At 62.4% G+C, this 25,813-nt stretch carries 23 protein-coding genes; 16 read left to right on the top strand and 7 right to left on the bottom strand.

The genetic code is table 11. The features are described 5' to 3' along the window. Positions 1-116: 116 nt before the first annotated feature. From mazG to OXG98_14010, 7 genes are all read left to right on the top strand, one after another. On the top strand, positions 117-908 hold the full coding sequence (mazG, locus tag OXG98_14040; GenBank protein ID MCY3773121.1) for a nucleoside triphosphate pyrophosphohydrolase: 792 nt from the start codon (positions 117-119) through the stop codon (positions 906-908). After that, complete coding sequence (locus tag OXG98_14035; GenBank protein MCY3773120.1) at positions 892-2,001, top strand: altronate dehydrogenase; 1,110 nt, start codon at positions 892-894, stop codon at positions 1,999-2,001. The genes mazG and OXG98_14035 overlap by 17 nt, the downstream gene beginning before the upstream one ends. Positions 2,002-2,017: 16 nt before the next feature. Then, on the top strand, positions 2,018-3,037 hold the full coding sequence (locus OXG98_14030; protein MCY3773119.1) for a zinc-binding alcohol dehydrogenase family protein: 1,020 nt from the start codon (positions 2,018-2,020) through the stop codon (positions 3,035-3,037). A 157-nt stretch (positions 3,038-3,194) separates the two neighbouring features. Then, positions 3,195-3,620 (top strand): ferritin-like domain-containing protein, encoded by a 426-nt coding sequence (locus OXG98_14025; GenBank protein MCY3773118.1) that lies wholly within the window; start codon positions 3,195-3,197, stop codon positions 3,618-3,620. Between the two features lie 118 nt (positions 3,621-3,738). Further along, positions 3,739-4,581, top strand: a complete 843-nt coding sequence (locus OXG98_14020; protein MCY3773117.1) for a glycerophosphodiester phosphodiesterase — start codon at positions 3,739-3,741, stop codon at positions 4,579-4,581. Then, positions 4,578-5,315, top strand: a complete 738-nt coding sequence (locus tag OXG98_14015; protein MCY3773116.1) for an ABC transporter ATP-binding protein — start codon at positions 4,578-4,580, stop codon at positions 5,313-5,315. The genes OXG98_14020 and OXG98_14015 overlap by 4 nt, the downstream gene beginning before the upstream one ends. Before the next feature lie 2 nt (positions 5,316-5,317). Continuing rightward, complete coding sequence (locus OXG98_14010) at positions 5,318-7,885, top strand: FtsX-like permease family protein (protein MCY3773115.1); 2,568 nt, start codon at positions 5,318-5,320, stop codon at positions 7,883-7,885. 5 nt (positions 7,886-7,890) lie between these two features. Here the strand turns inward: OXG98_14010 and OXG98_14005 are convergent, their stop codons facing one another. Beyond that, the gene (locus OXG98_14005; GenBank protein ID MCY3773114.1) at positions 7,891-8,532 is read right to left on the bottom strand and encodes an arylesterase; all 642 of its coding nucleotides are present in this window, start codon (positions 8,530-8,532) and stop codon (positions 7,891-7,893) included. Between the two features lie 115 nt (positions 8,533-8,647). On the opposite strand from OXG98_14005, the gene OXG98_14000 reads away from it, so the two are divergent. The 5 genes from OXG98_14000 to ggt all read left to right on the top strand — a co-directional run bounded on the left by OXG98_14000 (position 8,648) and on the right by ggt (position 14,365). Further along, the gene (locus OXG98_14000; protein ID MCY3773113.1) at positions 8,648-9,319 is read left to right on the top strand and encodes a YdcF family protein; all 672 of its coding nucleotides are present in this window, start codon (positions 8,648-8,650) and stop codon (positions 9,317-9,319) included. A gap of 134 nt (positions 9,320-9,453) precedes the next feature. Further along, positions 9,454-10,722: a kynureninase gene (gene kynU / locus OXG98_13995; GenBank protein MCY3773112.1), complete on the top strand. Its 1,269-nt coding sequence runs from the start codon at positions 9,454-9,456 to the stop codon at positions 10,720-10,722. 2 nt (positions 10,723-10,724) lie between these two features. Beyond that, positions 10,725-11,888: an iron-containing alcohol dehydrogenase gene (locus OXG98_13990; GenBank protein MCY3773111.1), complete on the top strand. Its 1,164-nt coding sequence runs from the start codon at positions 10,725-10,727 to the stop codon at positions 11,886-11,888. 10 nt (positions 11,889-11,898) lie between these two features. Beyond that, the gene (locus tag OXG98_13985; protein ID MCY3773110.1) at positions 11,899-12,690 is read left to right on the top strand and encodes a hypothetical protein; all 792 of its coding nucleotides are present in this window, start codon (positions 11,899-11,901) and stop codon (positions 12,688-12,690) included. A gap of 31 nt (positions 12,691-12,721) precedes the next feature. Continuing rightward, positions 12,722-14,365 carry a gamma-glutamyltransferase gene (gene ggt, locus OXG98_13980; protein MCY3773109.1) on the top strand — a complete coding sequence of 548 codons (1,644 nt, stop codon included), beginning with the start codon at positions 12,722-12,724 and terminating at the stop codon, positions 14,363-14,365. A 3-nt stretch (positions 14,366-14,368) separates the two neighbouring features. On the opposite strand, the gene OXG98_13975 is transcribed toward ggt, so the two are convergent. Further along, positions 14,369-15,682 carry a TRAP transporter large permease subunit gene (locus OXG98_13975; protein ID MCY3773108.1) on the bottom strand — a complete coding sequence of 438 codons (1,314 nt, stop codon included), beginning with the start codon at positions 15,680-15,682 and terminating at the stop codon, positions 14,369-14,371. Further along, positions 15,679-16,257, bottom strand: coding sequence for a TRAP transporter small permease subunit (locus OXG98_13970; protein ID MCY3773107.1), 579 nt, complete (start codon positions 16,255-16,257; stop codon positions 15,679-15,681). The genes OXG98_13975 and OXG98_13970 overlap by 4 nt, the downstream gene beginning before the upstream one ends. Positions 16,258-16,562: 305 nt before the next feature. On the opposite strand from OXG98_13970, the gene OXG98_13965 reads away from it, so the two are divergent. From OXG98_13965 to OXG98_13955, 3 genes are all read left to right on the top strand, one after another. Beyond that, positions 16,563-17,780, top strand: coding sequence for a DUF362 domain-containing protein (locus tag OXG98_13965; protein MCY3773106.1), 1,218 nt, complete (start codon positions 16,563-16,565; stop codon positions 17,778-17,780). An 89-nt stretch (positions 17,781-17,869) separates the two neighbouring features. Beyond that, a complete protein-coding gene (locus OXG98_13960) occupies positions 17,870-18,883 on the top strand; it encodes a zinc-binding dehydrogenase (protein MCY3773105.1) in 1,014 nt (337 codons plus the stop codon). Positions 18,884-18,886: 3 nt separating this feature from the next. Next, positions 18,887-19,678 (top strand): phytanoyl-CoA dioxygenase family protein, encoded by a 792-nt coding sequence (locus OXG98_13955; GenBank protein ID MCY3773104.1) that lies wholly within the window; start codon positions 18,887-18,889, stop codon positions 19,676-19,678. Positions 19,679-19,696: 18 nt separating this feature from the next. Here the strand turns inward: OXG98_13955 and OXG98_13950 are convergent, their stop codons facing one another. The 4 genes from OXG98_13950 to OXG98_13935 form a co-directional block, all read right to left on the bottom strand. After that, positions 19,697-21,457 carry a hypothetical protein gene (locus OXG98_13950; protein MCY3773103.1) on the bottom strand — a complete coding sequence of 587 codons (1,761 nt, stop codon included), beginning with the start codon at positions 21,455-21,457 and terminating at the stop codon, positions 19,697-19,699. 160 nt (positions 21,458-21,617) lie between these two features. After that, on the bottom strand, positions 21,618-22,607 hold the full coding sequence (locus tag OXG98_13945) for a hypothetical protein (protein ID MCY3773102.1): 990 nt from the start codon (positions 22,605-22,607) through the stop codon (positions 21,618-21,620). A 5-nt stretch (positions 22,608-22,612) separates the two neighbouring features. Continuing rightward, the gene (locus tag OXG98_13940; GenBank protein ID MCY3773101.1) at positions 22,613-23,383 is read right to left on the bottom strand and encodes a hypothetical protein; all 771 of its coding nucleotides are present in this window, start codon (positions 23,381-23,383) and stop codon (positions 22,613-22,615) included. A gap of 120 nt (positions 23,384-23,503) precedes the next feature. Continuing rightward, positions 23,504-24,337, bottom strand: a complete 834-nt coding sequence (locus OXG98_13935) for a phytanoyl-CoA dioxygenase family protein (protein ID MCY3773100.1) — start codon at positions 24,335-24,337, stop codon at positions 23,504-23,506. Between the two features lie 145 nt (positions 24,338-24,482). Between OXG98_13935 and OXG98_13930 the strand changes: the two genes are divergently transcribed. Beyond that, on the top strand, positions 24,483-25,709 hold the full coding sequence (locus OXG98_13930) for an amidohydrolase/deacetylase family metallohydrolase (GenBank protein MCY3773099.1): 1,227 nt from the start codon (positions 24,483-24,485) through the stop codon (positions 25,707-25,709). Positions 25,710-25,813: the final 104 nt, after the last annotated feature.

Here is a 25,813-nt window from a genome sequence, read left to right as displayed (position 1 = left end):
CCGGGTGCGACCGTTTATTGTAGATTAACCCGCCGCGGGAACCGATGCGGATAGGGATCCTATAGACGCAGTCGGTCATGGACGTCAAGTTGATGCCGGTTCACTGAAGCAAGGTCATGACCCCTTTCGAAAAACTCGTTGAAATCATGGCGAAACTCAGGTCGGAAGGGGGCTGTCCCTGGGACCGGGAACAGACGCACCAGACCCTTCGGCCGTACCTGATCGAGGAGGCCTACGAGGTGCTGGACGCGCTGGACAACGGCGGGGACGGCGACTTCCGGGATGAACTGGGCGATCTGCTCCTACAGGTCGTCTTCCACGCGCAGATCGCCACCGAGGAGCAGCGGTTCGACATCCATGACGTGGCCCGCGCCATAAACGAAAAGCTCGTGCGGCGCCATCCCCACGTATTCGGGGACACCCGGGCGGACACGGCCGACGAGGTGCTGACCAACTGGGAGAAGATCAAGCGGGAGGAGAAGGGGGAGGAAGGCCCCGGGTCGGTGCTGGACGGCCTTCCGGCGGGCATGCCGGCGCTGCTCCGCGCCTACCGCATCCAGGAGAAGGTCGCCCGGGTCAACTTCGACTGGGACGACGTTTCAGCGGTGATCGAGAAGGTCGGCGAGGAAATCGTCGAGGTGCGCAGGGCCCTGGAGAACGGGGACAGGGCGAAGATCGAGGAGGAGATGGGCGACCTGCTGTTCTCCCTCGTGAACCTGTCCCGCCACCTTAACGTGCCGCCGGAAGACGCCCTGAGAAGGAGCAACGACAAGTTCATCCGGCGTTTCCGGTACATCGAGGCCGCCCTCGAACTCAGGGGAGAAAGCCTGGAACGGGCCACCTTCGAGGAACTGGACGCCCTGTGGGACGAGGCCAAGGGAAGGGAGTCGGATGCCGACGCCGGCTGAATCGGTGCTCCAGTTTGGCAGCGGCCGGTTCCTCCGCGCCTTCGCCGACCTCTTCATCCACGAGGCCAGGCAAGCCGGGCAGAATATAGGCCGGGTCGTCGTCGTGCAGTCCACAGGCGTCGGTCGGGCACAGATGTTCAATGAACAGGGCGGGCGCTACCGAGTTCGGGTACGGGGCATCCGGGACGGCAGACGGATCGATGAATCCATCCAGGTGGAGAGCGTCTCGAGGGCCCTGAGCGCCGGGGAAGACTGGGAAGCCGTACTGGCGGTGGGGCGCGATCCCTCCACGGAATACATTCTTTCCAATACCTCGGAAATCGGATACGACGTGCAGGAATCGGAACGCCTGGACGGTTCGCCTCCCGATTCTTTTCCCGGAAAGCTGCTCGGGGTGCTCCTGGATAGATATGAAAACGGCGGCGCGCCCGTGACGGTCATTCCCTGCGAACTGATTGATGGGAACGCGGGGGCGTTGCGCCGGCTGATGCGGATACTGGCCCGGAAACGGCGTCTCGGGGACGGCTTCCTGGAGTGGATGGAAGGTCAGGTGACCTGGCTGCATACGCTCGTGGACCGGATTACCATCGAACCGCCGCCGGGTTTTCCCAATCCCCACGGCGATGGCCTTCTGGCGCTGACCGAACCCTTCGCCTTCTGGGCCCTGGAGGACCGGCCGGACGCCGCTCCGTTCATCGAACATCCGGCCGTTGTGCGGACGAAAGACGTCCGTCCCTACGCGCTGCGCAAGGTGAGAGTGCTCAACGGCGCCCACACGGCGCTGGTGTGCCGGGCCATGCCCCTGGGCATCCGGACCGTCCGGGAGGCGGTGGACCATGCTGAAACGGGCCCCTGGCTGCGGGACCTGATGCTGGAAGAAATCGTGCCGGCGCTGCCGGACGCGGTGGAAGACGCCCGGTCCTTCGCTGCAGCCTGCATCGAGCGGTTCCGGAATCCTTTCCTGGACCACCGGCTCGAATCCATCGCGGTAGAGCACGAAACCAAGGTAAGACTGCGGCTCGTGCCGACCTTCGAAGCGTACGTCGAGAAGTTTCAGCGGAAACCGCCCCTGCTGTCCGTCCTGCTCGACTGAAAGCGAGTCCAGCCCTATGCCTGACATAGTACTCGAAGAACCCGGCCGTTTCGTACTGGAGAATACCCCCGAGCCCACGCCGCCCCGTCCCGGCGAGGTCCTGGTGCGCATTCGACGGGTCGGGATCTGCGGCACGGACCTGCACGCTTTCGAGGGCACGCAGCCCTTCTTCGATTACCCCCGCATCCTCGGGCACGAACTGGGGGTGGAGGTCATCGCGACGGGAGGAGGCGTGACCCACGTCCATCCCGGCGACCAATGCGCCGTCGTGCCCTACATGGACTGCGGCGACTGCGTGCCCTGCCGCATGGGCAAGACGAATTGCTGCGCGAACCTGGACGTCCTGGGCGTACACGTGGACGGCGGCATGCGGGACGTCCTGACGCTCCCCGGCGAGAAGCTGCTCCGCTCTGACGTCCTGTCCCTCGAGCAGCTGGCGCTGGTGGAAACGCTGGGCATCGGCGCCCACGCCGTGGACCGCGCGGCGGTCGAACAAGGGGAAACGGTCCTGCTGATCGGCGCCGGCCCCATCGGCCTGTCGGTGCTGACCTTCGCCCGCCTGGCCGGTGCGCGCGTGATCCTGCTGGAGATCAGCGAGCGGCGCATCGAATTCTGCAGACGGCGCTACGACCTCTTCGAAGTCATTTCCGGCGCCGCGGACGTGCGGTCGAAACTGCAAAGTATACTGGGCGGCGAACTGCCCACGGCCGTCTTCGACGCCACCGGCCACGCCGGGTCCATGATGCGGGCCCACGATTACGTTTCCAACGGCGGGCGCCTGGTCTACGTGGGCATCACCGGTTCGGAGATCACGTTCGACGGCCCCGGTTTCCACCGAAGGGAGATGGCCCTGCTGAGCAGCCGGAACGCCCGCGCCGTCGACCTGCGGCGGGTCATCGGGCATATCGAGGCCGGCCGGATCGACACTTCGCCCTGGATTACCCACACGGCCGGACCGGAACAAATGCTTGTGGATTTTCCCACGTGGCTCGATCCGGAAAGCGGCGTGGTCAAGGCGGTACTCGAAATGGCGTGAGGCCTGTTCGAAAACATGACTCCTTCCGCTCAAAGGCCGGCAGATTGAGACGAACGTGTTGTATCCGTCCGCTGCAATGCGTAACATGGATTAAGAACGCAGGAGAACGCATTTCCACGTGTCAAATGAACGACGAGGTACAAAGGAGGAGGAAACCGTGGACAAGCAGACCCTGATTGACAACCTGAACGGAGACCTGGCGGCCGAACTGGGCGCGATCATCCAGTTCACCATCTACGCGGCCAAGGCCAGCGGTCCCTACCGGCCCGAACTGGCCAAGTTCTTCCTCGACGAGGTGCCGGACGAGCAGCTGCACGCGCAGTATCTCGCCGACAAGATCGTGGTGCTCGGCGGCGAGCCCACGACCGTGCCGCGGCCTATAAAAGTAAGTGATTCGAATCGGGAGAACCTGGAGACCATGCTGGAGGACGAACGCACGATCGTCAAGCGGTACGTGCAGCGCCGGTCCGAAGCCGAAGAGTACGGCGATTACGGACTCATGGTCCAGCTGGAAGACATGATTCGCGACGAAAGCAACCACGCCGAAGAAGTGGAACGCATCCTTCGGGACTGGCCCCTGTAACTCCAACCGCGGTTGCTAAATGCTTCGATTCATCTTTAAATGGCTCCTTCGGCTCGCGGTCGCCGGTGCGGCCGTGCTTGTCGCGGTCTTGGCATATTCAGCGATAGTGACCCGTCCCATGCCTGTACACTCGTTTACGGCAACTGATCAGCTCCTGGCCATCGCCCACCGCGGCGGCGCGGGGCTGTGGCCTGAAAACACCCTCTTCGCATTTCGGAACGCGACTAAAATGGGTGTGGACGCCCTTGAATTCGACGTCCACGCCACCCGCGACGGCGAACTGGTAGTCATCCACGACGCCACGGTCGAGCGCACGACCGACGGCTCGGGCCGAGTCGACGAGATGACCTGGGAAGCACTGCGGGAACTGGACGCGGGGTACAGGTGGACCGACGACGGCGCGAGCTTTCCGTTCCGGGGCATGGGATTGCGGGTACCTTCTCTGGAGGAGGTCCTGACCGCGCTACCCGATACGCGGATGATCATCGAGCTGAAGGAAGTTTCCGAAACCGCCAGGGCCCGTTTTTCCGAGGTTATCGCGAAGAGTCCGTACCCGGAACGCAAGGTCATTGCCTCCTTTCAGTCCGAAACCGTCCGATACATCCGGGAGAACAACCCGGGGATCGCGACGTCGTCCACGGCCGGCGAGGTACTCCGCTTCTGGGTGCTGAACTCCCTGGGACTCGGATTCGCCTTCGTTCCCGGGGGTGAAACGATGCAGGTACCCCCCAGGTTTCAGGACCTGACCCTGGTTAGCACCCGGTTCGTTTCGGGCGCCCACCGGCACAACGTGGACGTGTATGTCTGGACGATCAACGAGGAAGCGGATATGAAACGCCATGTCGATCACGGCGTAGACGGCATCATGACGGATTATCCGGACCGTCTCCTGCAGGTACTGGGACGTGGACCGGCTCTGGGGGAAACGGACAGTGGGGAAGGAGAAGAGGCGACACCATGAGCGAACACCCCATCCTGGCGGTCCGGGGCCTGTGCAAGACCTATGCAAGCGGCAACGGGACGCTGACGGTTCTGCGCGATGTCGAATTCGACCTGATGCCGGGCGACTCCCTGGCCATCATCGGACCGTCCGGCAGCGGGAAAACGACGCTGCTCGGCCTCTGCGCCGGCCTGGACCGGGCGACGTCGGGATCCGTTTCGCTGAACGGCATCGTGCTGGACGATCTCGATGAAGATGAAAGGGCCCGCGTCCGTAACCGGCACGTAGGCTTCGTCTTCCAGAATTTCCAGCTCATCCCGACCCTCACCAGTCTCGAGAACGTCATGGTCCCGGCGGAACTGCGCGGCGAAAAGGGGGTATACCGACGAGCAGAGGAACTCCTGGACCGCGTGGGACTGTCGGACCGGACCACACACTACCCGGTCCAGCTGTCCGGAGGCGAACAGCAGCGGGTCGCCATGGCCAGGGCATTCATCAACCGTCCGGCCCTCCTCTTCGTGGACGAGCCCACGGGCAATCTCGACGCCGAGACGGCCGCCACGGTGGAAAGCCTGCTGTTTGAACTGAACGAGGAATCCGGGACGACCCTGGTCACCGTGACCCACAACCTCGACCTGGCGCGGAGGACCCGCCGCATCATCAGGCTGAGCGGGGGCCGCATGGTCGAAGACTACCATCCGGAGCACACCGGTTTCCCGGCGGCCCCCTCCCTGTCCCTTTCCCCCGACGCGTAGCCATGGGCGCACCTCCCGAATCCGACAGAACGCCGATACGGACAAGCTGGCTGCTCAATATGGCCTGGCGGGACAGCCGGACCTACCGGCGGCGCCTGCTCCTGTACATGTCGTCCATCATCCTGGGCACCGCCGCCCTGGTATCGATCCGGACCCTGGGCGACAGCATGGCGGCCGCGATCGACGTGGAGTCCAAGGCCCTGCTCGGCGCCGACCTCGACATCAACTCCCGGACGGCCTTCTCGGATTCGGCCGAAGTCTTCCTCCGGAACCTGGGCGGCGAGCAGTCGCGTCAGTTCAGTTTCGCCTCCATGGTCGTCTTCCCGCGATCGGAATCATCACGCCTGGTTAATGTACGGGCGCTCGAGGGCGAGTTCCCCTACTACGGCGCATTGGAAACGGTCCCCCCCACCGCCGCACGGGAGTTCAGAACCGACGGCACGGCCCTCGTGGACGACAACCTGATGATCCAGCACGACGTGGAGGTCGGCGACTCGATCCGCGTCGGGCTGAGCACGCTCGAGATTTCAGGCCGGCTGGTCAGCATACCTGGCGAAACCGCGGCGATGAGCGCGATCGGCCCCCGGGTCTACATTCCCATGTCCGAGCTTGCGTCCACCGGTCTGATCCAGCCGGGCAGCCGCGTGACCTACCGGGCCCTGTTCCGATTTGACGACGAGGTGGACGCGGACGAACTCGCGCAGACCTACGGCACGGACACGGCGGCCCGATACGGTATGGACTGGGACACCGTAAGCGACCGCCAGGCGGGCCTGGAACGGTCCCTGGGCAATCTCTACCGGTTTCTCAACCTGAGCGGGTTCATCGCCCTGATCCTCGGCAGCGTGGGCGTCGCCAGCGCCATCCATACCTACGTACGGCGAAAACGGGGCACCATCGCCGTGCTGCGATGCCTGGGCGCCGAAGGACGGCACACTTTCGCGGTGTACGTCATCCAGGCCGTGGCCATCGGCGTGATCGGATCCGCCATCGGCGCGGCCGTCGGCTATCTCGTACTCGGCATACTGCCCGCGCTGATCCAGGACTTCGTCCCCTTCGAACTGGTGGTGGGGTTTACCTGGCTTCCGCTGCTCCAGGGGATGGGCCTCGGGCTGCTCATGGCGCTTCTGTTCGCCCTCCTGCCCCTCCTCGCGATCAGGGATATCTCACCTTTGCTCACGCTGCGCTCTTCCGTTGAAACACCGTCGCGCAGGAAAACGGACCCGCGGCGCATCGCGCTGATCGCGGTGCTTATCGCCGGCGTCGTGCTCTTCGCCGTCAGTCAGACCCGCGAGTGGCCGCAGGGCGTCGGATTCGCGGGAGGGCTGATCGGCGCCTTCCTGCTTCTCAGCCTGGTTGCCCGGGGCCTTATTTCGCTGGCCCGCCGCCTCGTACCGGCTACGTGGCCCTATGTCTGGCGGCAGGGACTGGCCAATCTCTTCCGGCCGGACAACCAGACCGTTACCATGGTCGTCGCCCTCGGGCTGGGCGCCTTCCTGATCACGACGCTGTACCTCCTGCAGTTCTCCCTCGTGGGACACATTACCCAGGTCGGCGGGGACAGGCAGTCCAACCTGGTCCTCTTCGACATACAACCCGGCCAGCGGGAGGACATCCTGGCGTCGATGCGACGCAACGAGCTGCCGGTCATGCAGCAGACGCCCGTGGTAAGCATGCGGTTGGCGGGTCTGAAGGGGCGGACGATCGCGGAGGTGATGTCGGATTCCACGGAACGGGCGCCGCGCTGGGCGCTGCGCCGGGAATACCGTTCGACCTACCGGGGCCACCTGGAAGATGCGGAAACGCTCCTCGAAGGGTCGTTGCAGCCCCGCGTCGAAGCCGGGAACGATTCCATACTCGTATCCATGGAAAAGGGCATCGCCGATCGGCTCAAGCTGGGAATCGGCGACGAGGTGGTGTTCGACGTACAGGGCGTACCGGTGAAAACCACGGTGGGGAGCGTGAGGGCCGTAGACTGGCAGCGGGTGCAGCCCAACTTCTTCGTGGTCTTCCCGGAAGGCGTACTGGAAGAGGCGCCCCAGTTCCACGTGGTCGTGACGCGTATCGACGATCCGCAGACGTCCGCGCGCTTTCAGCAGGAAACGGTGAGCCGGTTTCCCAACGTATCCATGATCGACCTGAGCCTCATCTTGGGCACGCTGAACGACATCCTCGGCAAGGTGTCCCTCATCGTCCGCTTCATGGCGTTGTTCAGCGTATTCACGGGGGTAATCGTCCTGGTGGGCGTCGTGACCAACAGCCGGCTGCAGCGGATGCAGGAGAGCGTTCTGCTGAAGACCCTCGGCGGCTCACGGAACCAGGTTTTGAAGATCATGACGATCGAGTACCTGTTCCTGGGCGTTATCGGTGCATTGACGGGAGTTGTCCTGGCCTTTGCCGCCACGTGGATCCTGGCTGTTTTCGTCTTCAACATCTCCTACGTGCCGGCCTTCATCCCCGTGTTGGCCGTGGTCGGCGGGATCGCGTCAATCACCATCCTGGTGGGCATGGCCGCAAGCGCCGGTATCTACAAGCAGTCCCCGCTTGAAGTGCTTCGCGCGGAGGTCTGAACGGGTCAGGGACGGAGGTCTTCGAGGACAGGCTTCAGGACCTTCCATACGTTCTCCGCCATGATGGCGTGCCCTTCGGCCGTCGGGTGAATTCCGTCGGGCAGGTTCAGTTCCGGTATACCGCCGACACCTTCGAGTATGAAGGGAATCAGTGAAACACGCTCCGATTCCGCCAGTGCCGGGTACATCTCCCTGAATTCGGTCACAAAGCGCTGTCCCATATTGGGGGGCGCCTGCATGCCGGCGAGGATGATCTTCGCCTCGGGGTACCGGTCGCGGACGCGGCGGATGATCGCTCTCAGATTCCGTCGCGTGGTCCGGGGATCCACGCCACGCAGCCCGTCGTTCCCGCCTAGCTCGAGGACAAATACGTCCACCCGGTTCTGAAGCACCCAGTCGATGCGGCTCAAGCCGCCCGCCGATGTTTCCCCGCCCACCCCTCCATTGATTACCCTGACGGACCAGCCGAGCCCGTCGATCTTCTCCTGGATCAGTTGGGGATAGGCCTTGTCCGGGTCGATCCCGAAGCCGGTCGTAAGGCTGTTGCCATAAAATAGAACGGTCCTGTGCGGCCCATCGCCTGCCCCGTCCTGCAGGATGTCCGCCGTCGCGAAGGGGAGCAGCCATATCAACAGAGGTATGAGCATGGTCTTCCACTCCGGGTTAATCGCTTGACGGTATGCCACCGGGCCACTAGTATGTTAGTATAACCCCGGTCCTTCTTCTCAGAAAGCTTCTTTTCCCCAGAAACCGTCTGTTTCGATGCCAAGCAAACCCGCTGTTCGCTCCCTTTCGGCATGGGCGAAAGCCCTGGCCTCCCTCGCAGCGATTGTCGTCATTGCAATGCTGGTAAACGACTTCGCCATCACCCGTAACGCCTCCGCACGCCTGTACTATCTCGTCGACGATACGCCGGAGTGCCAGGTAGCGCTCGTCCTGGGCACTTCCAAGTACGCCGAGGGCAATGTAAACCGCTACTATCGCGCGCGCATCGAGGCTGCTTCCGAGCTTTTTCACGCCGGTAGAATCCGTGCCGTCCTGGTAAGCGGGGACGCTTCCACGCGGTACTACGACGAGACGACCGCGATGCAGCGCGACCTGATCGAACTGGGCGTGCCGGAAGACTATATCATGCTCGACTACGCCGGTGTCCGGACCCTGGATTCCGTATTCCGGGCGAAGAAGGTGTTCGGACTGGACCGGGTTATCGTCGTTTCGCAGCAGTTTCACTGCGAACGGGCACTCTACCTCGCGGATGCCGTCGACCTCGACGCGACGGGGTTCTGTGCCGAAGACGCCCCGGATGCCCATTCCCTGATGATGCGGGGACGGGAAACGCTGGCCCGGGTGATGGCGTTTGCGGACCTGAACATCTTCGACACCCAGCCGCGTTCCCTGGACACGGACGAGCGGGCCAGCCAGGCCAGCAGATGAATATCCGCCGCGCGCGCCGTATCTGACATTCCTCTTGTCCTTCCCTCCCCCGCCTTTTACATTCCGTCTTTCCTGATCCGCCGTCCCTGTAAGACGCATTCCCGCCTCATTGCCCGAAGTGAAGAGGTAGGCGTTTGGATTACGACATTTCGTTCGAACGCGCGCGAAAACTGGACCGCTGCGACAGCCTGAACGGATTCCGGGACCGCTTTCAGATCGACGACCCCGATCTGATTTACCTGGACGGCAATTCCCTCGGGCGGGTTCCGAAGGACGCCATCGCCCTGATGGACCGGCTGACGAGGCAACAGTGGGGAAACCGGCTGATCCGGGCGTGGAACGACGAATGGATGGGCCTTTCCAGGCGTATCGGAGCCAAGCTGGCCGGACTGATCGGCGCCCTGCCCGACGAGGTGATCATTGCCGACTCGACTTCGGTCAACCTGTTCAAGCTGATCGCCGGCGCGCTCAAGGAGCGCCCGGGTCGGCGAAAGATCGTAACCGACAGCGTCAATTTCCCATCCGACATCTATATCCTGCAGGCCGTGGCCGACCTGGTCGATCCCGCGTACGAAATGGTCGTCCTCCCCGTCGATAACGGCTTCGCCGTGTCCGAAGACGCCCTGGACCGGGCCATCGACGAAGATACGGTCCTGGTGCTTCTTTCCCACGTCATGTACAAGTCCAGTTACATGTACGACATGGAGCGGATCACGGAAATCGCCCACAACCGGAACGCGTTGATCCTGTGGGACCTGAGCCATTCCGCCGGGGTCGTGCCGATGACGTGCCACGACACGGGGGTCGACCTGGCGGTGGGTTCCACGTACAAGTACCTGAACGGCGGACCGGGCGCCCCGGCTTTTCTGTACGTGCGGAACGACCTGCAGTCCCGGCTGATCAACCCGATCACAGGTTGGTTCGGCCACAGGAAACAGTTCTATTTCGATACCGAATTCGAGCCGGCGGCCGGCATAGACCGCTATCTCACGGGGACGCCGCCCGTCCTGTCCCTGGCCATGATCGAACCCGGCGTGGACCTCGCGCTCGAGGCCGGCATGGACCCCATCCGCGCAAAGTCGCTCAGTCAGTCCGAGTACCTGATTTCCCTCTGGGAATCCGTACTGAAGCCCCTTGGATTCACGCTGAATTCACCCCGGGACGGCGCACGCCGGGGGTCGCACGTCTCTTTCGGCCACCCCGAAGGATATCGTATCGACCAGGCGATCAGGGAGGAGAAAAAGGTCATCACCGATTTCCGCATGCCCGACAACATACGGCTGGGCATCGCTCCGCTTTACACGACGTTCGAAGAACTGCACGCCGCCGTGCGTGCCCTGCGCGCGGTGGTAACGTCCGGAACCTTCCAGCGGTACAGCGGCGTCATCAAGGGAGTTACCTGACGATGGCCGCTCCCATACAGATCAACATCCCCTCCATCATCATCAACGGGGCGGGCGCATGCGACGAAGCCGCCCCCCAGGCCGTTCGCGCCGGACTCAGGCACATACTGGTGGTCTCCGATCCCTACTTGGTCGAGCAGGGCCTGCCCGACCGCATCGCGGCTCAGTGCCGGCAGGCGGGGATCGAAACCCATGTCTATGGCGGCGTGACGCCCGATCCGACGGATGCGAACGTCGAGGAAGGACTCGCGATCCTCCGGGAAAACGGTTGCGACGGGGTCATTGCCGTGGGTGGCGGAAGCAGCATCGACGCGGGCAAGGGCATCGCGGTCATGGCCGCCAACGACGGTCCCCTTTCCGAATATGCGGGCTATCACCGGATACCCCGGCCGGGCATTCCGCTGTTCGCCATCCCCACGACGGCCGGCACGGGCAGCGAAATGACCCGGGTGTCCGTCATAACGGATACGCGGCGAAACGTAAAGATGATGATGCTGGACGCCCATCTTCTGCCCACGGCGGCCTTTGTCGACTATACGCTGACGCTGTCCATGCCCCGGCCGCTGACGGCCAACGTAGGCGTGGACACGCTGACCCACGGGATCGAAGCGTACGTATCGCGCAAGGCGGGCACGATGACGGACGCGCTCGCGCTGACCTGTGTCGACCTCGTCGGCAGAAACCTGGTTCGGGCCTGGAAGGAGCCCGGCGACCACGGGGCCCGAAAGGGCATGATGGAAGCCGCCTCCCTGGGCGGCATGGCCTTCGCCAACAGCTCGGTCTGTCTCGTGCACGGCATGAGCAGGCCGCTCGGCGCGGTCTTCCATCTTCCCCACGGACTCAGCAACTCCGTGTTGCTGCCGGCCGTCACCCGTTTCAGCGTGGCGGCGGCACCTGAACGGTACGCCGTCCTTGCGCGGAAGCTCGGCTGGGCGGGGGAAGGGGATGAAACGTCGAAGGCCTGTGATATGCTCATTCACGGTTTGCAGAAACTGAATGATACCGTCGAAATCCCGGGACTGCGGGACTGCGGCATATCCAGAGAGGACCTGACCGGGGCGCTGGACAAGATGGCCGAGGACGCCCTCGCGTCGGGGAGTCCGCAGAACAATCCGCGCGTACCCACGGCCGACGAAATAAAATCGCTCTACCTGGAAGCCTACTGAGGATACCGACTTGGAATTCAACACGTTGCTCATCGGGGGCAGGGGGACGATCGGTTCCGGACTCAGGACGTACCTGCCGGGGTTGGACGGGAGATACCGGTTTTGTTCCATCGACCTGCCCGGGGCGCCTGACAGGGCCGAGGGCCGCTCTGAAGGGCGGTTCGTCGATATGAACATCGTCGAAGAGCCGGACAGATTCAGGGACATGCTGTCCGGATTCGATCTCGTCGTCTACCTGGCCCGGCAGGGCGATCTTGCCGCGATGAACCGGATGACGGACCTGGTGTTCGAATCGGTGCTGGCGCTGGACCACAGGCCCCTGATCGTGGGCTCGAGCTCCGTGCACGCCGTCGACGACGCCTATCGCTTCTTCGAATCGGGCGCGTACGCGTCGATCGCGGAAAGGAATTTCGATGAGATTGAAAGCTGGCCTTCGCCGATCTCCGCCCACCTGCCCGCCTGCCCGATCAACGACTACGGCCGCGAAAAGGCCTATGTCGAGACATGGGTGGAACGGGCGGCAGACCGGGGCGGCAGCGCGCTGGCGGTCCGCTGGGGCGGCGTGAACCCCGCCAACACGCCCATCGTGGAGGAACGAGGGTATTTCGCCGTCTGGTGCCATCAGCAGGATGCGGCGGCCATGGTCCACGCCGCCTACACGGCCCATCGCAACGGCACGCTGCCCCCAGGACGGCACTACTTCGTCATTTCCGACAACACCTACAACATTTTCGACATTCAGACGCCGAACGAAGAGATCGGATATCTGCCCCGGCACAATGCCGAGACGTTCTTCCGCTGATCACCCTCTGACCGGAGCAACAACGCAGACCATGCGATACGATCCCTACACCTACCGAGACTCGCGGCGCTCGGTCGTCATGGCGCCCGGGGGCATGGTGGCCACGAGCCAGCCACTGGCCGCCCAGGCGGGCATCCATATCCTCAAAGCGGGCGGCAACGCCATTGACGCCGCCATCGCCGTCAACGCGGCCCTCGGCGTGGTGGAGCCCATGTCCTGCGGTATCGGCGGCGATCTGTTCGCCATCGTCTGGGAGGCCGAAAGCGGCCAGATGACCGGCCTCAACGCGAGCGGAAGGGCGCCGTACGCGGCCACGATCGACTACTACGCCGGGCTGGGACACGACTACATACCCGGCACCGGGCCGCTCAACTGGTCCGTGCCAGGCTGCGTCGACGGCTGGTCCCGCCTCCTGGATCGCTTCGGAACGATGTCCCTGGAACAAGTGCTGGAACCTGCCATCTCATACGCGGAGAACGGCTTCCCCGTTTCGGACATCATCGCGCGGGACTGGGCGGGATCCACGCCGCTGCTGACGCCCTGGCCCGAGTCCGTCCGGGTCTACCTGCCCGGCGGCCGGGCGCCTCAACCCGGCGCGGTGTTCCGGAATCCGGACCTGGCCCGGTCCTACCGCCTCCTGGCGGGCGGCGGACGCGACGCATTCTACCACGGCGAAATCTCCGATGCCATCGTGGCCTGTTCACGGGACGTCGGCGGACTGTTCAGCCCCGAGGATTTCAGGGACCATGTATCGACCTGGGATGATCCGGTTTGCGTGGACTACCGCGGCCATACGGTCTGGGAACTGCCGCCGAGCGGGCAGGGCATCGCCGCCCTGCAGATTTTGAACATCCTGGAAGGCTACGACCTCGCGGAAACGGGCTGCCTGTCGGCGGAAACGCTGCACCTGCAGATCGAAGCCAAGAAACTCGCCTACGCCGACCGCGCGGTGTTCTACGCCGATCCCGCCTTCGCCGACGTGCCCGTCGAGGCCCTGCTGTCAAAAGACTACGCCGACAGGCAGCGCGGACGCATCGATCGGAGCCGGGCGGCCATAAATGTCCCGGCCGGCGATCCCATCCTGCAGCACGGGGATACGGCCTACATGACCGTGGTCGACGAAGCCCGCAACGCGGTTTCGTTCATCCAGAGCATCTTCCGGGGATTCGGATCGGGTATCGTCCCGGAACGTACCGGGTTTCCGATTCAGAACAGGGGACAGTTGTTTTCCCTGGATCCGGCGCACCGCAACGCCCTCGTTCCCCACAAGCGGCCCTTCCATACCATCATCCCCGCCATGGTGACGCGGGACGGCCGGCCCTGGCTCACCTTCGGCCTGATGGGCGGAGCCATGCAGCCGCAGGGACACGCGCAGGTCCTGTGCAACATGATCGATTTCGGCATGGACGTTCAGGAAGCGGGCGACGCCCCGCGCTTTCAGCACTTCGGTTCGGCCGAACCAACCGGCACCCCCATGGAGGCTGGCGGGGGCAGGGTCAACGTGGAAGACGGCATCACCGAGGAAGCCTTCCGCCGTCTCGAGGAGAAGGGCCATCGGATTTCCCGATCTGCCCACGGTTACGGCGGCTACCAGGCGATACGCATCGACCCGGAAACCGGCATGCTGCACGGCGCGTCGGAGCCCCGCAAGGACGGATGCGCGATCGGATACTGAAACCTAGCGCAGGCTCGGCAGCCACGTGGCGAGGTACGGCGTGTAGACCAGCAGGCTCAGGCAGATGAGCTGGATCACGATAAAGGGCAGAATACCCCGGTAGATGTGCCGGGTCTGCACTTCGGGCGGCGCCACCCCTTTCAGGTAGAACAGGGAGAACCCGAAGGGCGGCGTGAGGAAAGAAGTCTGCAGGTTCACCGCGATCAGGATGCCGAGCCAGAGCAGATCGACCCCGAAGGCGATGAAAATGGGCGTAACGACCGGCACGATGATGTAGGTGATCTGAATGAAATCTATGAAGAAGCCGGCGATGAAGATCATGACGAGGACCAGGGCCAGGAAGGCGTAGGTACTCAGGTTGGCGTCCATGATCAGGCTCGTCATGTACGCGTCGCCCTTCATGCCCCGGAACACCAGTCCGAAGGCCTCGGCGCCCACCAGCACGAAGAAGACCATGCACGTGATATGCGTGCATTCCTTCATGACTTCCTTCAGCGTTTCATAGGAGAATTTGCCCTGGAAGACGGTGAGCAGGGTCGCGCCCAGCGCGCCGACGGCCGCCGCTTCCGTGGGCGAAGTGATGCCCGCGAAGATGGAGCCCAGCACGACGGTCATCAGGCCCAGGGGAAGCAGGAAGGCCCGGATGATCTTCCTGAACATGCCGCTCTCCCGGAACGCGGCCAGTTCCTCGGCGGGCATGGCCGGGGCTTCGGTGGGTTTGAACATGGCGACAATGGAGATCCAGACCAGGTACATGCCCACGAGGATGGCGCCCGGGATGACGGCGCCGATGAACATGTCGCCCACCGACACGTTCAGGATGCTCCCGAGCAGCACGAGCACCACGCTGGGCGGAATGATCTGGCCGAGCGTCCCCGACGCGGCGATCGTGCCCGTTGCCACCTGGGGACTGTAACCCCGCCTGAGCATGGTGGGCAGGCTGAGCAGACCCATGGTCACGACCGTCGCCCCCACGATGCCCGTTGACGCGCCCAGCAAGGCGCCCACGATCACCACCGCCACGGCGAGTCCGCCCCGCAGCCGGCCGAAGAGCAGGGCCATGGTCTCCAGCATATCCTCGGCCAGGCCGGATTTCTCCAGCATGACGCCCATGTAGACGAACAGCGGCACGGCGAGCAGGACGTAGTTCGTCATGACGCCCCAGATGCGCAGGGGCAGCAGGTTGAAGAAATCCGCGCCGAAGGTCATCAGCCCGAGGAGCACGGACACGCCGCCCAGGGTGAAGGCGACCGGGTACCCCAACAGGAGCAGCAGGAACAGGACCGCAAACAGGATGAGAGGCATCGCTTCGGTCAAACCGCGTCCTCCTCCCTGGCCGAAAGCCCCCTCGGGGGCGACTCATCCGTTTCGCCCGAGGGATCTTCCCCGCCGTGTATGAACCGGTCGAAGGAACGGGCCGCCAGGGCCAGTCCCTGCAGCAGAATCAGCGAGAAGCCGATGGGGATCATGGCTTTCAGGATGTAGCGTGCGGGAAGTCCGCCTGGGTCCGGTGAAACCTCGCCGATCCGGAAGGAATTCAGGACGAAATTCTGGGAACTCCAGATCGCGATCACCGCGAAGGGAAGCAGAAACAACAGACTGCCGATAAGATTGACGAGGGCCTGGTTCCGGGGCTTGAAGTTCATGTACAGCACGTCCACGCGGACGTGCTTGTTGTGTTTAAGGGCCCAGGCCGAGGCGAGCAGGAAGATCACCGCGAAGAAATGCCACTCCAGCTCCTGCACCGCCACGCTGCTCCTGCGCAGGAAATATCGGGTGAATACGTCGAGACAGACGGTCAACACGAGCAGGGTCGTGAACCAGGAAACGACCGTGCCGACTCGTTCGTTAAGCGCGTCCACGAACCGCACGAATTTACGAAGAACGTTCAAGTCCGGAATTACCTTCCTGGTAGCCGCGGCGCCTGGCCAGGCAGTTCATGCTGGCCGCGGACACGTCGTGTTGCCGGGGCGTTTCGAAATCGCCAAGAGTGCATCACAGGACAAAGGGGTCTTCAATATGACACATCGAAAGTAATAATACAACCCAAAACGCATGCCCCTTTAAATTAGGATGCAGGCCTTGATTCCAGGGAGGCGCCAGGCCGGTGATTACCCTTGTAATCGCCTTTACCGGCTATATATTGCATCAGTATTCGCCAATCCATTGTCTGCCGAACCACTGCGGAGAACATGACATGCCCGAAAAACGCTACACCGTCCGAGCCGCGGCCTGCGACCACCGGGTGGATTACGACGGCGTTTACGAGACGCTGAAACGCATCACGGCACCGCTTGCGGAGTCCTGGGCGCGCATCGGGAGAGCCCGCAGGATCGTGATCAAGTTCAATATGATGAAACCCATGGACAACATCGTCCGTTTCAAGGGGCGCAGACAGGAGTTGGTCGATGACGCGGTCTGCCGGGCCGTGCTGCAGTTGCTGCGTGAACATACCGGCGCCGAGATCTACGCGACGGACACAAATCCCTATGCAATGGACAAACTGACGCCGGACGAGTTCAACTACGCGCACCATCTCCGGGATTTCGACGTCAGGTACGACGACTCGAACCGTCCGCCCTGGGCGGCCTACGAGGTGCCGGGCGGCGGAAACATGTTCGACCGGTACATCCTGAGCGGTGTATTCGAGGACGCGGACGAAGTCATATCCGTGGCGAAGATGAAGAATCACTCCTTCATGGGCATCACGCTGTGCATGAAGAACCTCTTCGGGCTTCCGCCCATCATACCCCCCGGGGGACGGGTTCGTACGTATTTTCATCACGCCATCAGACTGTCCTATGTCCTCCCCGACCTGGCCATGATCACGAATCCCTGCCTGAACATCATCGACGGGCTCGTGGGCCAGAAAGGAAGAGAGTGGGGCGGTGAAGGACGCGTGGGCGACGTGCTGATCGCCGGCGACCAGATCACGGCCACCGATGCCTGCGGCGCCTATCTGATGGGACACGATCCGGCCTCCGACTGGCCTCAGCCTCCCTTCCGCCGCGACCGGAATCATCTCCTGGTGGCCGCGCAGCGGGGTTTCGGCACGGTAGACCTGGACGAAATCGATTTCGAAAGCGATGTCCAATCCCCGGTTGCGCACTTCGACTCTGATATCGACGAAGCGCCCGAACTGATCCATACCCTGCGGCGCACGGCCTGCGAACAGGGCCTGTTCTACCGCGATCACCGGAAGGACATCGTGGATCGGTACCGCGGGGAATTCATCTACATGCAGGAGGGGGAAGTCGCCTGGCACGGCGAGGATCCCTCCGTGATCGGCAGCCACAGGTCGTATGCCTCGGCCAGGCCCGGCAGCGCGCTCTGGCTCAAGCTGGTGGACCCGGAAGAAGCCGAGGGAGAACGATTCGAGGTGTATGACCGCTGTCTTTCCGCCCTGTCGGCCTGACACGGCCTTAATGAGACGACTGGGAGTAAGACAGATGCGGCTGGACGCGGCCACGAGACCAACACGACCACAGGACCGGAGCTGAATACATGAAAATCGCCATGCTGTACGGCCCAAGAGACCTCCGCATAGAAGACCATCCCCTGGACACGGACAACCTGGGGCCCCACGACCTCTGGGTCGAAACGGTTGTTTCGGCGCTTAAGATCGGCACGGACCGGGGCAATTACGAGGGGGCCGAGCAGGTTCCCGGTGCACCCGATTTTCCGCGCTGGGTCGGGGACAGCAACCTCGGGGTCGTCCGCGGCGTGGGAGAGGCGGTCACGGAATTCTCCGTGGGCGACCGGGTCATATCCCGGTACCCTCACCAGTCCGAATTCATTGCCGGGGACGACGAGGTGCTCGTAAAAGTCCCCGACGGCGTGCATGACGAGGACGCCGTGTACGGCCACCTGTACACGCTGAGCGCCATGTGCTACTACAAGTCGCAATTCCAGCCCGGCGAAAACGTGGCCGTCGTGGGCCTGGGCGTCCTCGGCCTCGGCGCCGTCGGACTCGGACCCTGCCTCGGCGCGCGGACGATAGGTATCGCGAACAGCCCGGTCCGCATGGAAATGGCCGAACGCATGGGGGCCGACGCGACTTTCATGTACAACGATCCGGACCTGAATGAAAAACTGGACGACTTCACCCACGGCGAGGGCGTCGACCTGGTCATTCTCACGGCCAATCCCTGGCCCGCCCTGCGCACGTCGTGTCAAATCGTGCGCGACAACGGACGGGTCGGCATCGTGGCCCTGCCCGGCCGGGGAGAACCGCCGCTCGACTTCAACCCGCTGGACATGGAATGGTTCTATTTCAAGGGAATTTCCCTGATCGCCGTCAACGGGCGGACCGGTTACCTGTTCCCGTCCGAACAGGGCGACCGGAGGAACTGGAGCACCATGTGCCGCTTCACGCTGGACCTGATGCGCGAGGGCAAGCTGGAGCCGAAGCGTCTCGTGACCCACCGGATGCACTATTCCGAGATTAATGAAGCCTACGAGATGATCTTTCGACGTGAAAAGAACATGATGGGTGTCGTGTTCAACTGGAAGGATTGATCCATGGCAACCGAGACCTTGTTGTCAGTAGAACAGAAAACCGCCTTTGACCGGGACGGCTACTTCATCGCGGAGGAGTTTCTATCAACCGGTGAGGTCGAATCCATACGACGCGAGATCACCGCGATCGTGGACCGGTATCCGGACGTTCCGGAAGAACTGGTACAGATCGAACCCGCCGTGAGACGGGGAACGGTAAAACCCGAACGACTGGAACTGGGCGTGAGGAAACTCTTCCGGATGGCCCGCCACAGCGAACTGTTCCGCTCCCTGGCCCACCATTCGGGAATGGTGGGTATCGCCGTCGAACTGCTCGGACCGGACGTCACCCTGTTTCAAAGCATGCTCCTGATGAAACCGCCCAGGTTCGGCGGTCAGAAGGTCTGGCACCAGGACAACGCCTACTTTCGCCTGGAACCGAACGACGTCTTCGGGTTCTGGATCGCGCTTGACGACGCGGACGTGGATAACGGATGCATGCACGTCATTCCAGGGTCGCACCGCGCAGGTATCGGGGAGCACGGGGGCGTGGCGGACGACTACGGGTTGTCTTCGGCGCCCACGGCGGATGACGCGGTCGCCTGTGTCATGAAAACCGGAGACGCCCTCGTCTTTCACGGCGAGACCTACCACTACACCCCGCCGAATACGACCGACCGGCGCCGAAGGGCGCTCCAGTACCACTACGCTTCAACGCACTGCCAGTCTTCGAAAGACAGCCCGTTCAAGTCCATAAAGCCAGAGGTGATCGTGGCAGGAGCGGGGGCTGGGGCGGACGTGGTTTCGTCCGCCTGACCGGAGCGACGCTTCGGGTTATGATGCGTCGGCAATCGGTGGCCGTACGTCTACCTGAAGGGTGATGATATCGGTATCGTGGTATTGCTGGTGATGTACGGAGGACGCGAAGTGCCTCAGCAGGCGCAGCGAAACCTCCATTTCCTCCGGCGTCTCCACTGCTCTCTCGTCTCCGAGCAGTTCGATTCTGTCCTGCAGGTTTCCCTCGCCGGTCGCTGCCACCAGTTCGAGGACCGCGCTGTCGCCCTCCCTGTGCGCGACCAGGAGCAGCCGCCGGGGCTGGCCGGTCTCGCCGTCCCGCGGAATCAGCGTTAGCAGCGTTTCTTCGCTCGCGGCCATGAGCCGGTCCGCCGTCTTCTTGTCCCATCCCTGGCGGGAGGCGAATCCTTCAAGAAATTCACGGATCTTTGGCAGCGCCGCAAGATCGAAGTCCGACTCCATCCGGTGACGGCGGAGAGAAGTAATCTCCAGAAAAAGCGTCATGAGTATCGCAGTCAGGCCACCGGCCGTCATACCGTTCCGCAGGAGACCGCCCGCGAAGTCGGAGAGCATCGCTGGAAAGATCGCGTCATTCTGAAAACCGACGCCGATCCAGAATCCTACGCCCACGACCAGCCCCTTGCGGTAGTCGATCCCATCCTGCAAAACCAGTTTCATGCCGATGACGAAAAGCATGGAAAGCAGCACGATCAGAAATCCGCCGGCAACGGGGTCCGGTATGGCGAGGACAACCGCCAGGAACTTTGGGATAAACGCGACCAGGACAAAGGCCAGCCCCACGACCACCCCGACCATGCGGGAAGCCACGCCGGTCAACTCGGTCACCGCGATGCTCGAGGAATAGGTCGTATTGGGCACCGTGCCCATAAGACCGGACAGGAGGTTGCCCAGGCCGTCCGCGGCTACCGCGCCCTGCACGGCCCGGTAATCTACCGCCCGGGGTCTGCGCCACGAAACGCGCTGAATCGCGACCGAGTCGCCGATCGTTTCCACGGCGCCGACCAGCGTTACGAACATGAAAGCGGGAAGCAGCGCCCAGAAGGCGGGGCCGAAAGAGAGATCGATGCCCGGCCAGCTCCCGTCCGGAAGACCCAGCCAGGAAGCGGCAGCTACGCGTCCGGCATCGTACAGACCGAAGTATCCGCCCACGATGGATCCCGCGGCGACACCGATTACGGGCGCCCAGAGGCGCAGCGACGACTTCGCCTTCAATGCGATGCCGAGGGTGAACAGCACGGTGGCCAAGGCCGTGGCTGCCGCGGACGAGGACGGCATGCCTTCGGGTACCCTGTTCAGCATGGCAAACGCGATGGGCATCACCGTGACCGAAATCAGCATGATGACCGTCCCGGAGACCGCCGGCGTCAGTATTCTGCGAAGGAGGGAAAGGCGGGCGGACAGCAGGAACTGGAAAAGCGAGGAGATGATGATGAGCGTCGCCATCAGTGCGGGCCCACCTTGCGCGAGCGCCCCAATGCAGATCGCGATAAAACTGCCCGAAGTACCCATCATGAGTACGTAGCCCGCGCCGATGCGGCCGATTCGCAGCGCCTGAATGACCGTGGTCGTGCCGCTGACCGCCGCCGCGGCGAACACCCCCCAGGTCAGGAAGGATTCGCTCGCGCCCCCGGCCCGGCTCACGATGGCCACGGTCAGGACAACGCCCCCGACCGTAAGCAGGGCGATCTGGAGTCCGAGCCCGATGGCCAGGAGAACCGGTGGGCGTTCGTCCGCTTCGTAGCGGACTCCTGACTGGCGATCTGTAACATCCGTGTTCATGCCAGGCTCCCGTTAAGATCCAGCGCTACAGCTTTGTTGCAGCGATACAAATTCGTCTGTCGACCGAGGAGTGAGGCATCCTCGAAGGAAAGAAAATAAAGGCATGTGACTGCGGGTCAAGGCATTCCAGTGAAGAACACCGAGTATGCCGATAGACTCGCTATGGACGTGGTGCGACAGGTTTCGGCTGCCGGACCTCGACCTGGAGGGTGATGATATCCGTATCGTGGTATTGCTGGTGATGCACCGAAGTCGCGAAGTGCCTTAAAAGGCGAAGAGATACCTCCATTTCTTCGGGCGTCTCCACGGCTCTTTCGTCTCCAAGCAGTTCGATCCTGTCCTGGAGGTTGCCTTCGCCGGTAGCGACGACCAGTTCGAGGACCGCGCCCGCGCCTTCCCGGCGAGCGACCAGAAGCAGGCGCCGTCGCTGGCTGGCGTCTCCGCGACCCGGATTCAGCGTCAACATCGTTTCTTCGCTGGCGGCCACGAGCCGGTCAGCCGTCTCCTTATCCCAGCCTTGCCGGGTGGCGAACGCTTCCAGGAACTTCCGAATCTTCGACAGCGCCGAGAGTTCGAAGTCCGTCTCCATCCGGTATCGACGGGGAGAGGCCATTTCCAGAAACAGCGTCATGAGGATCGCCGCCAGCCCGCCTGACGTCATTCCGTTCCGCAGGAAGCCGCCCGCGAAGTCGGCGACCAGCGCGGGAAAAATCGCGTCGTTCTGAAAACCGACACCGATCCAGAAGCCAACCCCGACGACAAGCCCGTTTCGGTAGTCGATCCCATCCTGTACGACCAGCTTCATGCCAATGAGAAAGAGAATGGCAAGCAGCACGAGCAGAAAACTTCCGACAACCGGATTCGGTATGGCGAGGACCACCGCCGGAACTTTCGGAACAAACGCGACCAGGATGTAGACCACCCCCACGATGAGCCCTACCATACGGGAGGCTACGCCGGTCAGTTCCGTCACCGCGATGCTCGAGGAGTAGGTGGTGTTGGGTATCGTGCCCAGCAGACCGGAAAGGATATTGCCCGTGCCGTCCGCGGCCAGGGCGCCCTGCACCGCCCGATAATCCACGGCCCGGGGCCGGCGCCACGATATACGCTGGATTGCGACCGAGTCACCTATCGTATCCACGGCATCCACCAGCGTTACGCACAGAAAAGCGGGCAGCAACGCCCAGAAGGCAGTGCCGAACGAGAGATCGACGCCCGGCCAGTGGCCGTCCGGCAGTCCGATCCAGGGGCGGCGATTACGCGGCTCGTGTCGTACAGGCCGTAGTATCCGCCAACGATGGATCCCGTGACCATACCGATCACGGGCGCCCATAACCGCAGCGATGACTTCGCTTTCAATGCGATGACTATGGTGACCAGCAGGGTAGTCAGTACCATGAATGGAGCAGATGACGACGGATACCCGTCGGGAATATCTCCCAGCATCCTGAAGACGACGGGCGTGATCGAGACCGGGATCAGCATGATGACTGTACCGGTGACTACCGGAGTCAGGATCCTGCGGAGCAGGGAAAGCCGGACGGAAAGCAGGAATTGGAAGAGCGAGGAGACGATGATGAGGGTTGCCATCAGCGCGGGACCGCCCTCCAGGAGCGCCGAAATGCAGATCGCGATGAAACTGCCCGATGTGCCCATCAGGAGCACGTAGCCCGCTCCAACGCGTCCGACGCGCAACACCTGTATTATCGTGGTCGTTCCAGTGATCACCGCGGCGGCGAAAACCGCCCAGGCAAGGTAGGCTTCGCCGGCGCCTCCGGCGCGGCTGACGATGGCCACTTTCAGAAACACGCTTCCGACAGTGAGCAGCGCGAACTGGAGTCCCAGGCCGATCGCAAGGAGGAACGGAGATCTTTCGTCCGCTTCGTAACGGATGCCGGACTGATGGTCTGTCGTACCGTTGTTCATGGATTTTCAGTCCAGTCGACCAGAAGCCGATCAACACGCAAGCCGGGTACGCACGCGGCATTCGTCATGCATTCACCGGGGATACGGGTGAGGGAGCTATGTCACCGGCTCAACCATGCATCACGCCGGTTCGAACAGCCGCTGCCATTCCTCGTGTCCGGTTGCGATCTTTTCCGGATGCGACCGGCTGCGGGCGACAAAGCCCGGAACATCGTCCCTTCCCGTGGGCTTCCGCCAGTCGCTGTACCGGATATCCAGGCTCCATCGGATGTGATCCGAGAAATTCGGCGCGGAACGGTGCACCGTGGTGTGCTGCAAAAGGAGTACCCCACCCCTGGGAATGGGGCAGGATACCCGCTCGCCGGCGGGCAGGGCGTCCGGAACGATGTTTTCGGGTGAATCATCGAACGGCAGGCGTTCGCTGCGGTGACTGCCCCGGATGGCCTCCAGGCAGCCGTTGTGTTCGTCCGTATCCACCAGAGGCAGCCAGAAATTGACCATGAAGGTCTGCATCACGTCCGGATCCAGGAAACCGATATCCTGGTGCCAGTCCACGACGGAGGTCTTGTCCGGAAGCTTGGCCCGGGAGTTGAACTGGGGATGGACGAGGATCTCCGGGCCGATGAGGGATTCGACGACGTCGAGAATCTCGGGCTGGGTCATGACGTGAAACATGCCCGCAGTCTTCCGTTTTCCCAGAACGGCTTCTAGCAATTCCCTGCACTGGCCGTCCATGGCCTCATGGATCAGATATAATCTCCGTTCGAAGGGCTCGTCCGCAAACCGTTCCGCCAGCCTGCCTTCCGCGTGGTACCGCTCCGCCCATGCATCGACCACGTCGTCCAATTCCGAGATCAAGGGATCGAGTGAAGCGGGGTCGAACAGCCTTTCGATCGGCAGAAAACCGTCTTCGAGATACTGATTGATCTGGTGTTTGGTCAGACCGGTCGCCATGGCGCGAGTCCTCAAGGTGGCTGGACCAGGTTAAGTCCATTGATGCGACAAAACGATATGATTATACTTTGCAAATGTCAACAACTTGGGTTCTGAAGGGCATCACGATCAAGACGTCCATTTAGTCTCAATTTCGGGAGTGTTCATGGCTTTCGACCTGGTTCTGTCGGGTGCGACGATCGTAGATCCGTCCCAACAGAAGAATGAAAAGGGCGACATAGGGATCAGAAACGGGAAAATAGCGGCGGTTTCCGATCATCTCGAAGCCGACGCGCGTACGACCATCGACGTATCGGGCAAGTATCTGACTCCGGGCTGGATCGATCTTCACGCTCATGTGTATGCCGGCGCTACGACCTTCGGTATCAAGGCCGACGCACTCTGCCTGGCCACCGGGGTAACGACCATCGTGGACGCCGGGAGCCCGGGATGGACCAACCTGCGTGGTTTTCTCGAGTACATCATCGAGCCGTCCCGGACCGAAGTGCTCACCTTCGTCCATATCAGCAGCATCGGACTCCTGAACTCCATGCGCGGCGAGATGGAGGACATAAAAAACGCCGATCCCGAGCACACGGCCCGGGTCATTTCGATGTGGCCGGAACACTGCGTTGGCGTGAAGGTCCGGCAGGGGGCCTTCCAGGTGGGAAGCCACGGCGTGGAACCGCTCAGGCGGGCCATCGAAGCCGCCGAAATGGTGGATACGCGGGTCATGGTGCATATAGACAAGGGCGTCGCACTTCCGAGTATCCTGGAACTGCTTCGCCCGGGAGACATCGTGACTCATTGCTACCAGGGCAAGGGAGATCATATCATCGGTGACGACGACCGGGTGATCCCGGAGGTATACGACGCAAGAAAACGCGGCGTGTTCTTCGACCTGGGCCACGGCGCCGGAAGCTTTCATTACGGGATTGCGAAACGGGCCGTCGAACTGGGTTTTCTGTCCGACGTGATCAGTACGGACCTGCACGTCTACAGCCTGAGGTCCCCAGTGCACAGCCTCCCCGAAACGGCGTCGAAACTGCTGAACATGGGCCTGGATTTCGAGGAGATCGTCCGACAGACGACGGTCAATCCCGCGAATGTCCTGAACCGATCAGGCGAAATCGGAACGCTGAAGGCAGGAAGCGTCGCCGATATCGCCGTTTTCAGCGTTGAAGAAGGCCATTATACGTTTACCGACGCCCACGGTCGGCAGGAAACCGGACCCAGCATGATCACCCCCCACCTTACCGTGCGGGACGGACAGGTATACTATCCGGAGGATGTGAAAGACGAGGTCGCGGAAACGGTGCGCAGAGCCGAAGAAATGGTGGGGATAACCGGGGTTCCCTACGGAGCCATACGGGACATCAAGAGGGTACGGTGAACAGGATTTTAACGCGTATCGCAAGGGTGTATTTTTGCTCGTTTTTCGAAATTTAATATAATACGATTAGAACTATATTATTTTATAATAATTTAAATATACTA

The sequence above is a fragment of the Gemmatimonadota bacterium genome, assembly GCA_026706345.1.
Lineage (GTDB): Bacteria > JAAXHH01 > JAAXHH01 > JAAXHH01 > JAAXHH01 > JAAXHH01.
This window is presented reverse-complemented; position numbering and strand designations above follow the sequence as displayed.

What these genes read in the sequence shown, in the direction of transcription:
- mazG (MCY3773121.1), top strand. Translation starts at nt 117, where the DNA reads ATGACCCCTTTCGAAAAACTCGTTGAAATCATGGCGAAACTCAGGTCG.
- OXG98_14035 (MCY3773120.1), top strand. Translation starts at nt 892, where the DNA reads ATGCCGACGCCGGCTGAATCGGTGCTCCAGTTTGGCAGCGGCCGGTTC.
- OXG98_14030 (MCY3773119.1), top strand. Translation starts at nt 2,018, where the DNA reads ATGCCTGACATAGTACTCGAAGAACCCGGCCGTTTCGTACTGGAGAAT.
- OXG98_14020 (MCY3773117.1), top strand. Translation starts at nt 3,739, where the DNA reads ATGCCTGTACACTCGTTTACGGCAACTGATCAGCTCCTGGCCATCGCC.
- OXG98_14015 (MCY3773116.1), top strand. Translation starts at nt 4,578, where the DNA reads ATGAGCGAACACCCCATCCTGGCGGTCCGGGGCCTGTGCAAGACCTAT.
- OXG98_14010 (MCY3773115.1), top strand. Translation starts at nt 5,318, where the DNA reads ATGGGCGCACCTCCCGAATCCGACAGAACGCCGATACGGACAAGCTGG.
- OXG98_14005 (MCY3773114.1), bottom strand. Translation starts at nt 8,532, where the DNA reads ATGCTCATACCTCTGTTGATATGGCTGCTCCCCTTCGCGACGGCGGAC.
- OXG98_14000 (MCY3773113.1), top strand. Translation starts at nt 8,648, where the DNA reads ATGCCAAGCAAACCCGCTGTTCGCTCCCTTTCGGCATGGGCGAAAGCC.
- OXG98_13990 (MCY3773111.1), top strand. Translation starts at nt 10,725, where the DNA reads ATGGCCGCTCCCATACAGATCAACATCCCCTCCATCATCATCAACGGG.
- ggt (MCY3773109.1), top strand. Translation starts at nt 12,722, where the DNA reads ATGCGATACGATCCCTACACCTACCGAGACTCGCGGCGCTCGGTCGTC.
- OXG98_13965 (MCY3773106.1), top strand. Translation starts at nt 16,563, where the DNA reads ATGCCCGAAAAACGCTACACCGTCCGAGCCGCGGCCTGCGACCACCGG.
- OXG98_13960 (MCY3773105.1), top strand. Translation starts at nt 17,870, where the DNA reads ATGAAAATCGCCATGCTGTACGGCCCAAGAGACCTCCGCATAGAAGAC.
- OXG98_13955 (MCY3773104.1), top strand. Translation starts at nt 18,887, where the DNA reads ATGGCAACCGAGACCTTGTTGTCAGTAGAACAGAAAACCGCCTTTGAC.
- OXG98_13950 (MCY3773103.1), bottom strand. Translation starts at nt 21,457, where the DNA reads ATGAACACGGATGTTACAGATCGCCAGTCAGGAGTCCGCTACGAAGCG.
- OXG98_13940 (MCY3773101.1), bottom strand. Translation starts at nt 23,383, where the DNA reads ATGAACAACGGTACGACAGACCATCAGTCCGGCATCCGTTACGAAGCG.
- OXG98_13935 (MCY3773100.1), bottom strand. Translation starts at nt 24,337, where the DNA reads ATGGCGACCGGTCTGACCAAACACCAGATCAATCAGTATCTCGAAGAC.
- OXG98_13930 (MCY3773099.1), top strand. Translation starts at nt 24,483, where the DNA reads ATGGCTTTCGACCTGGTTCTGTCGGGTGCGACGATCGTAGATCCGTCC.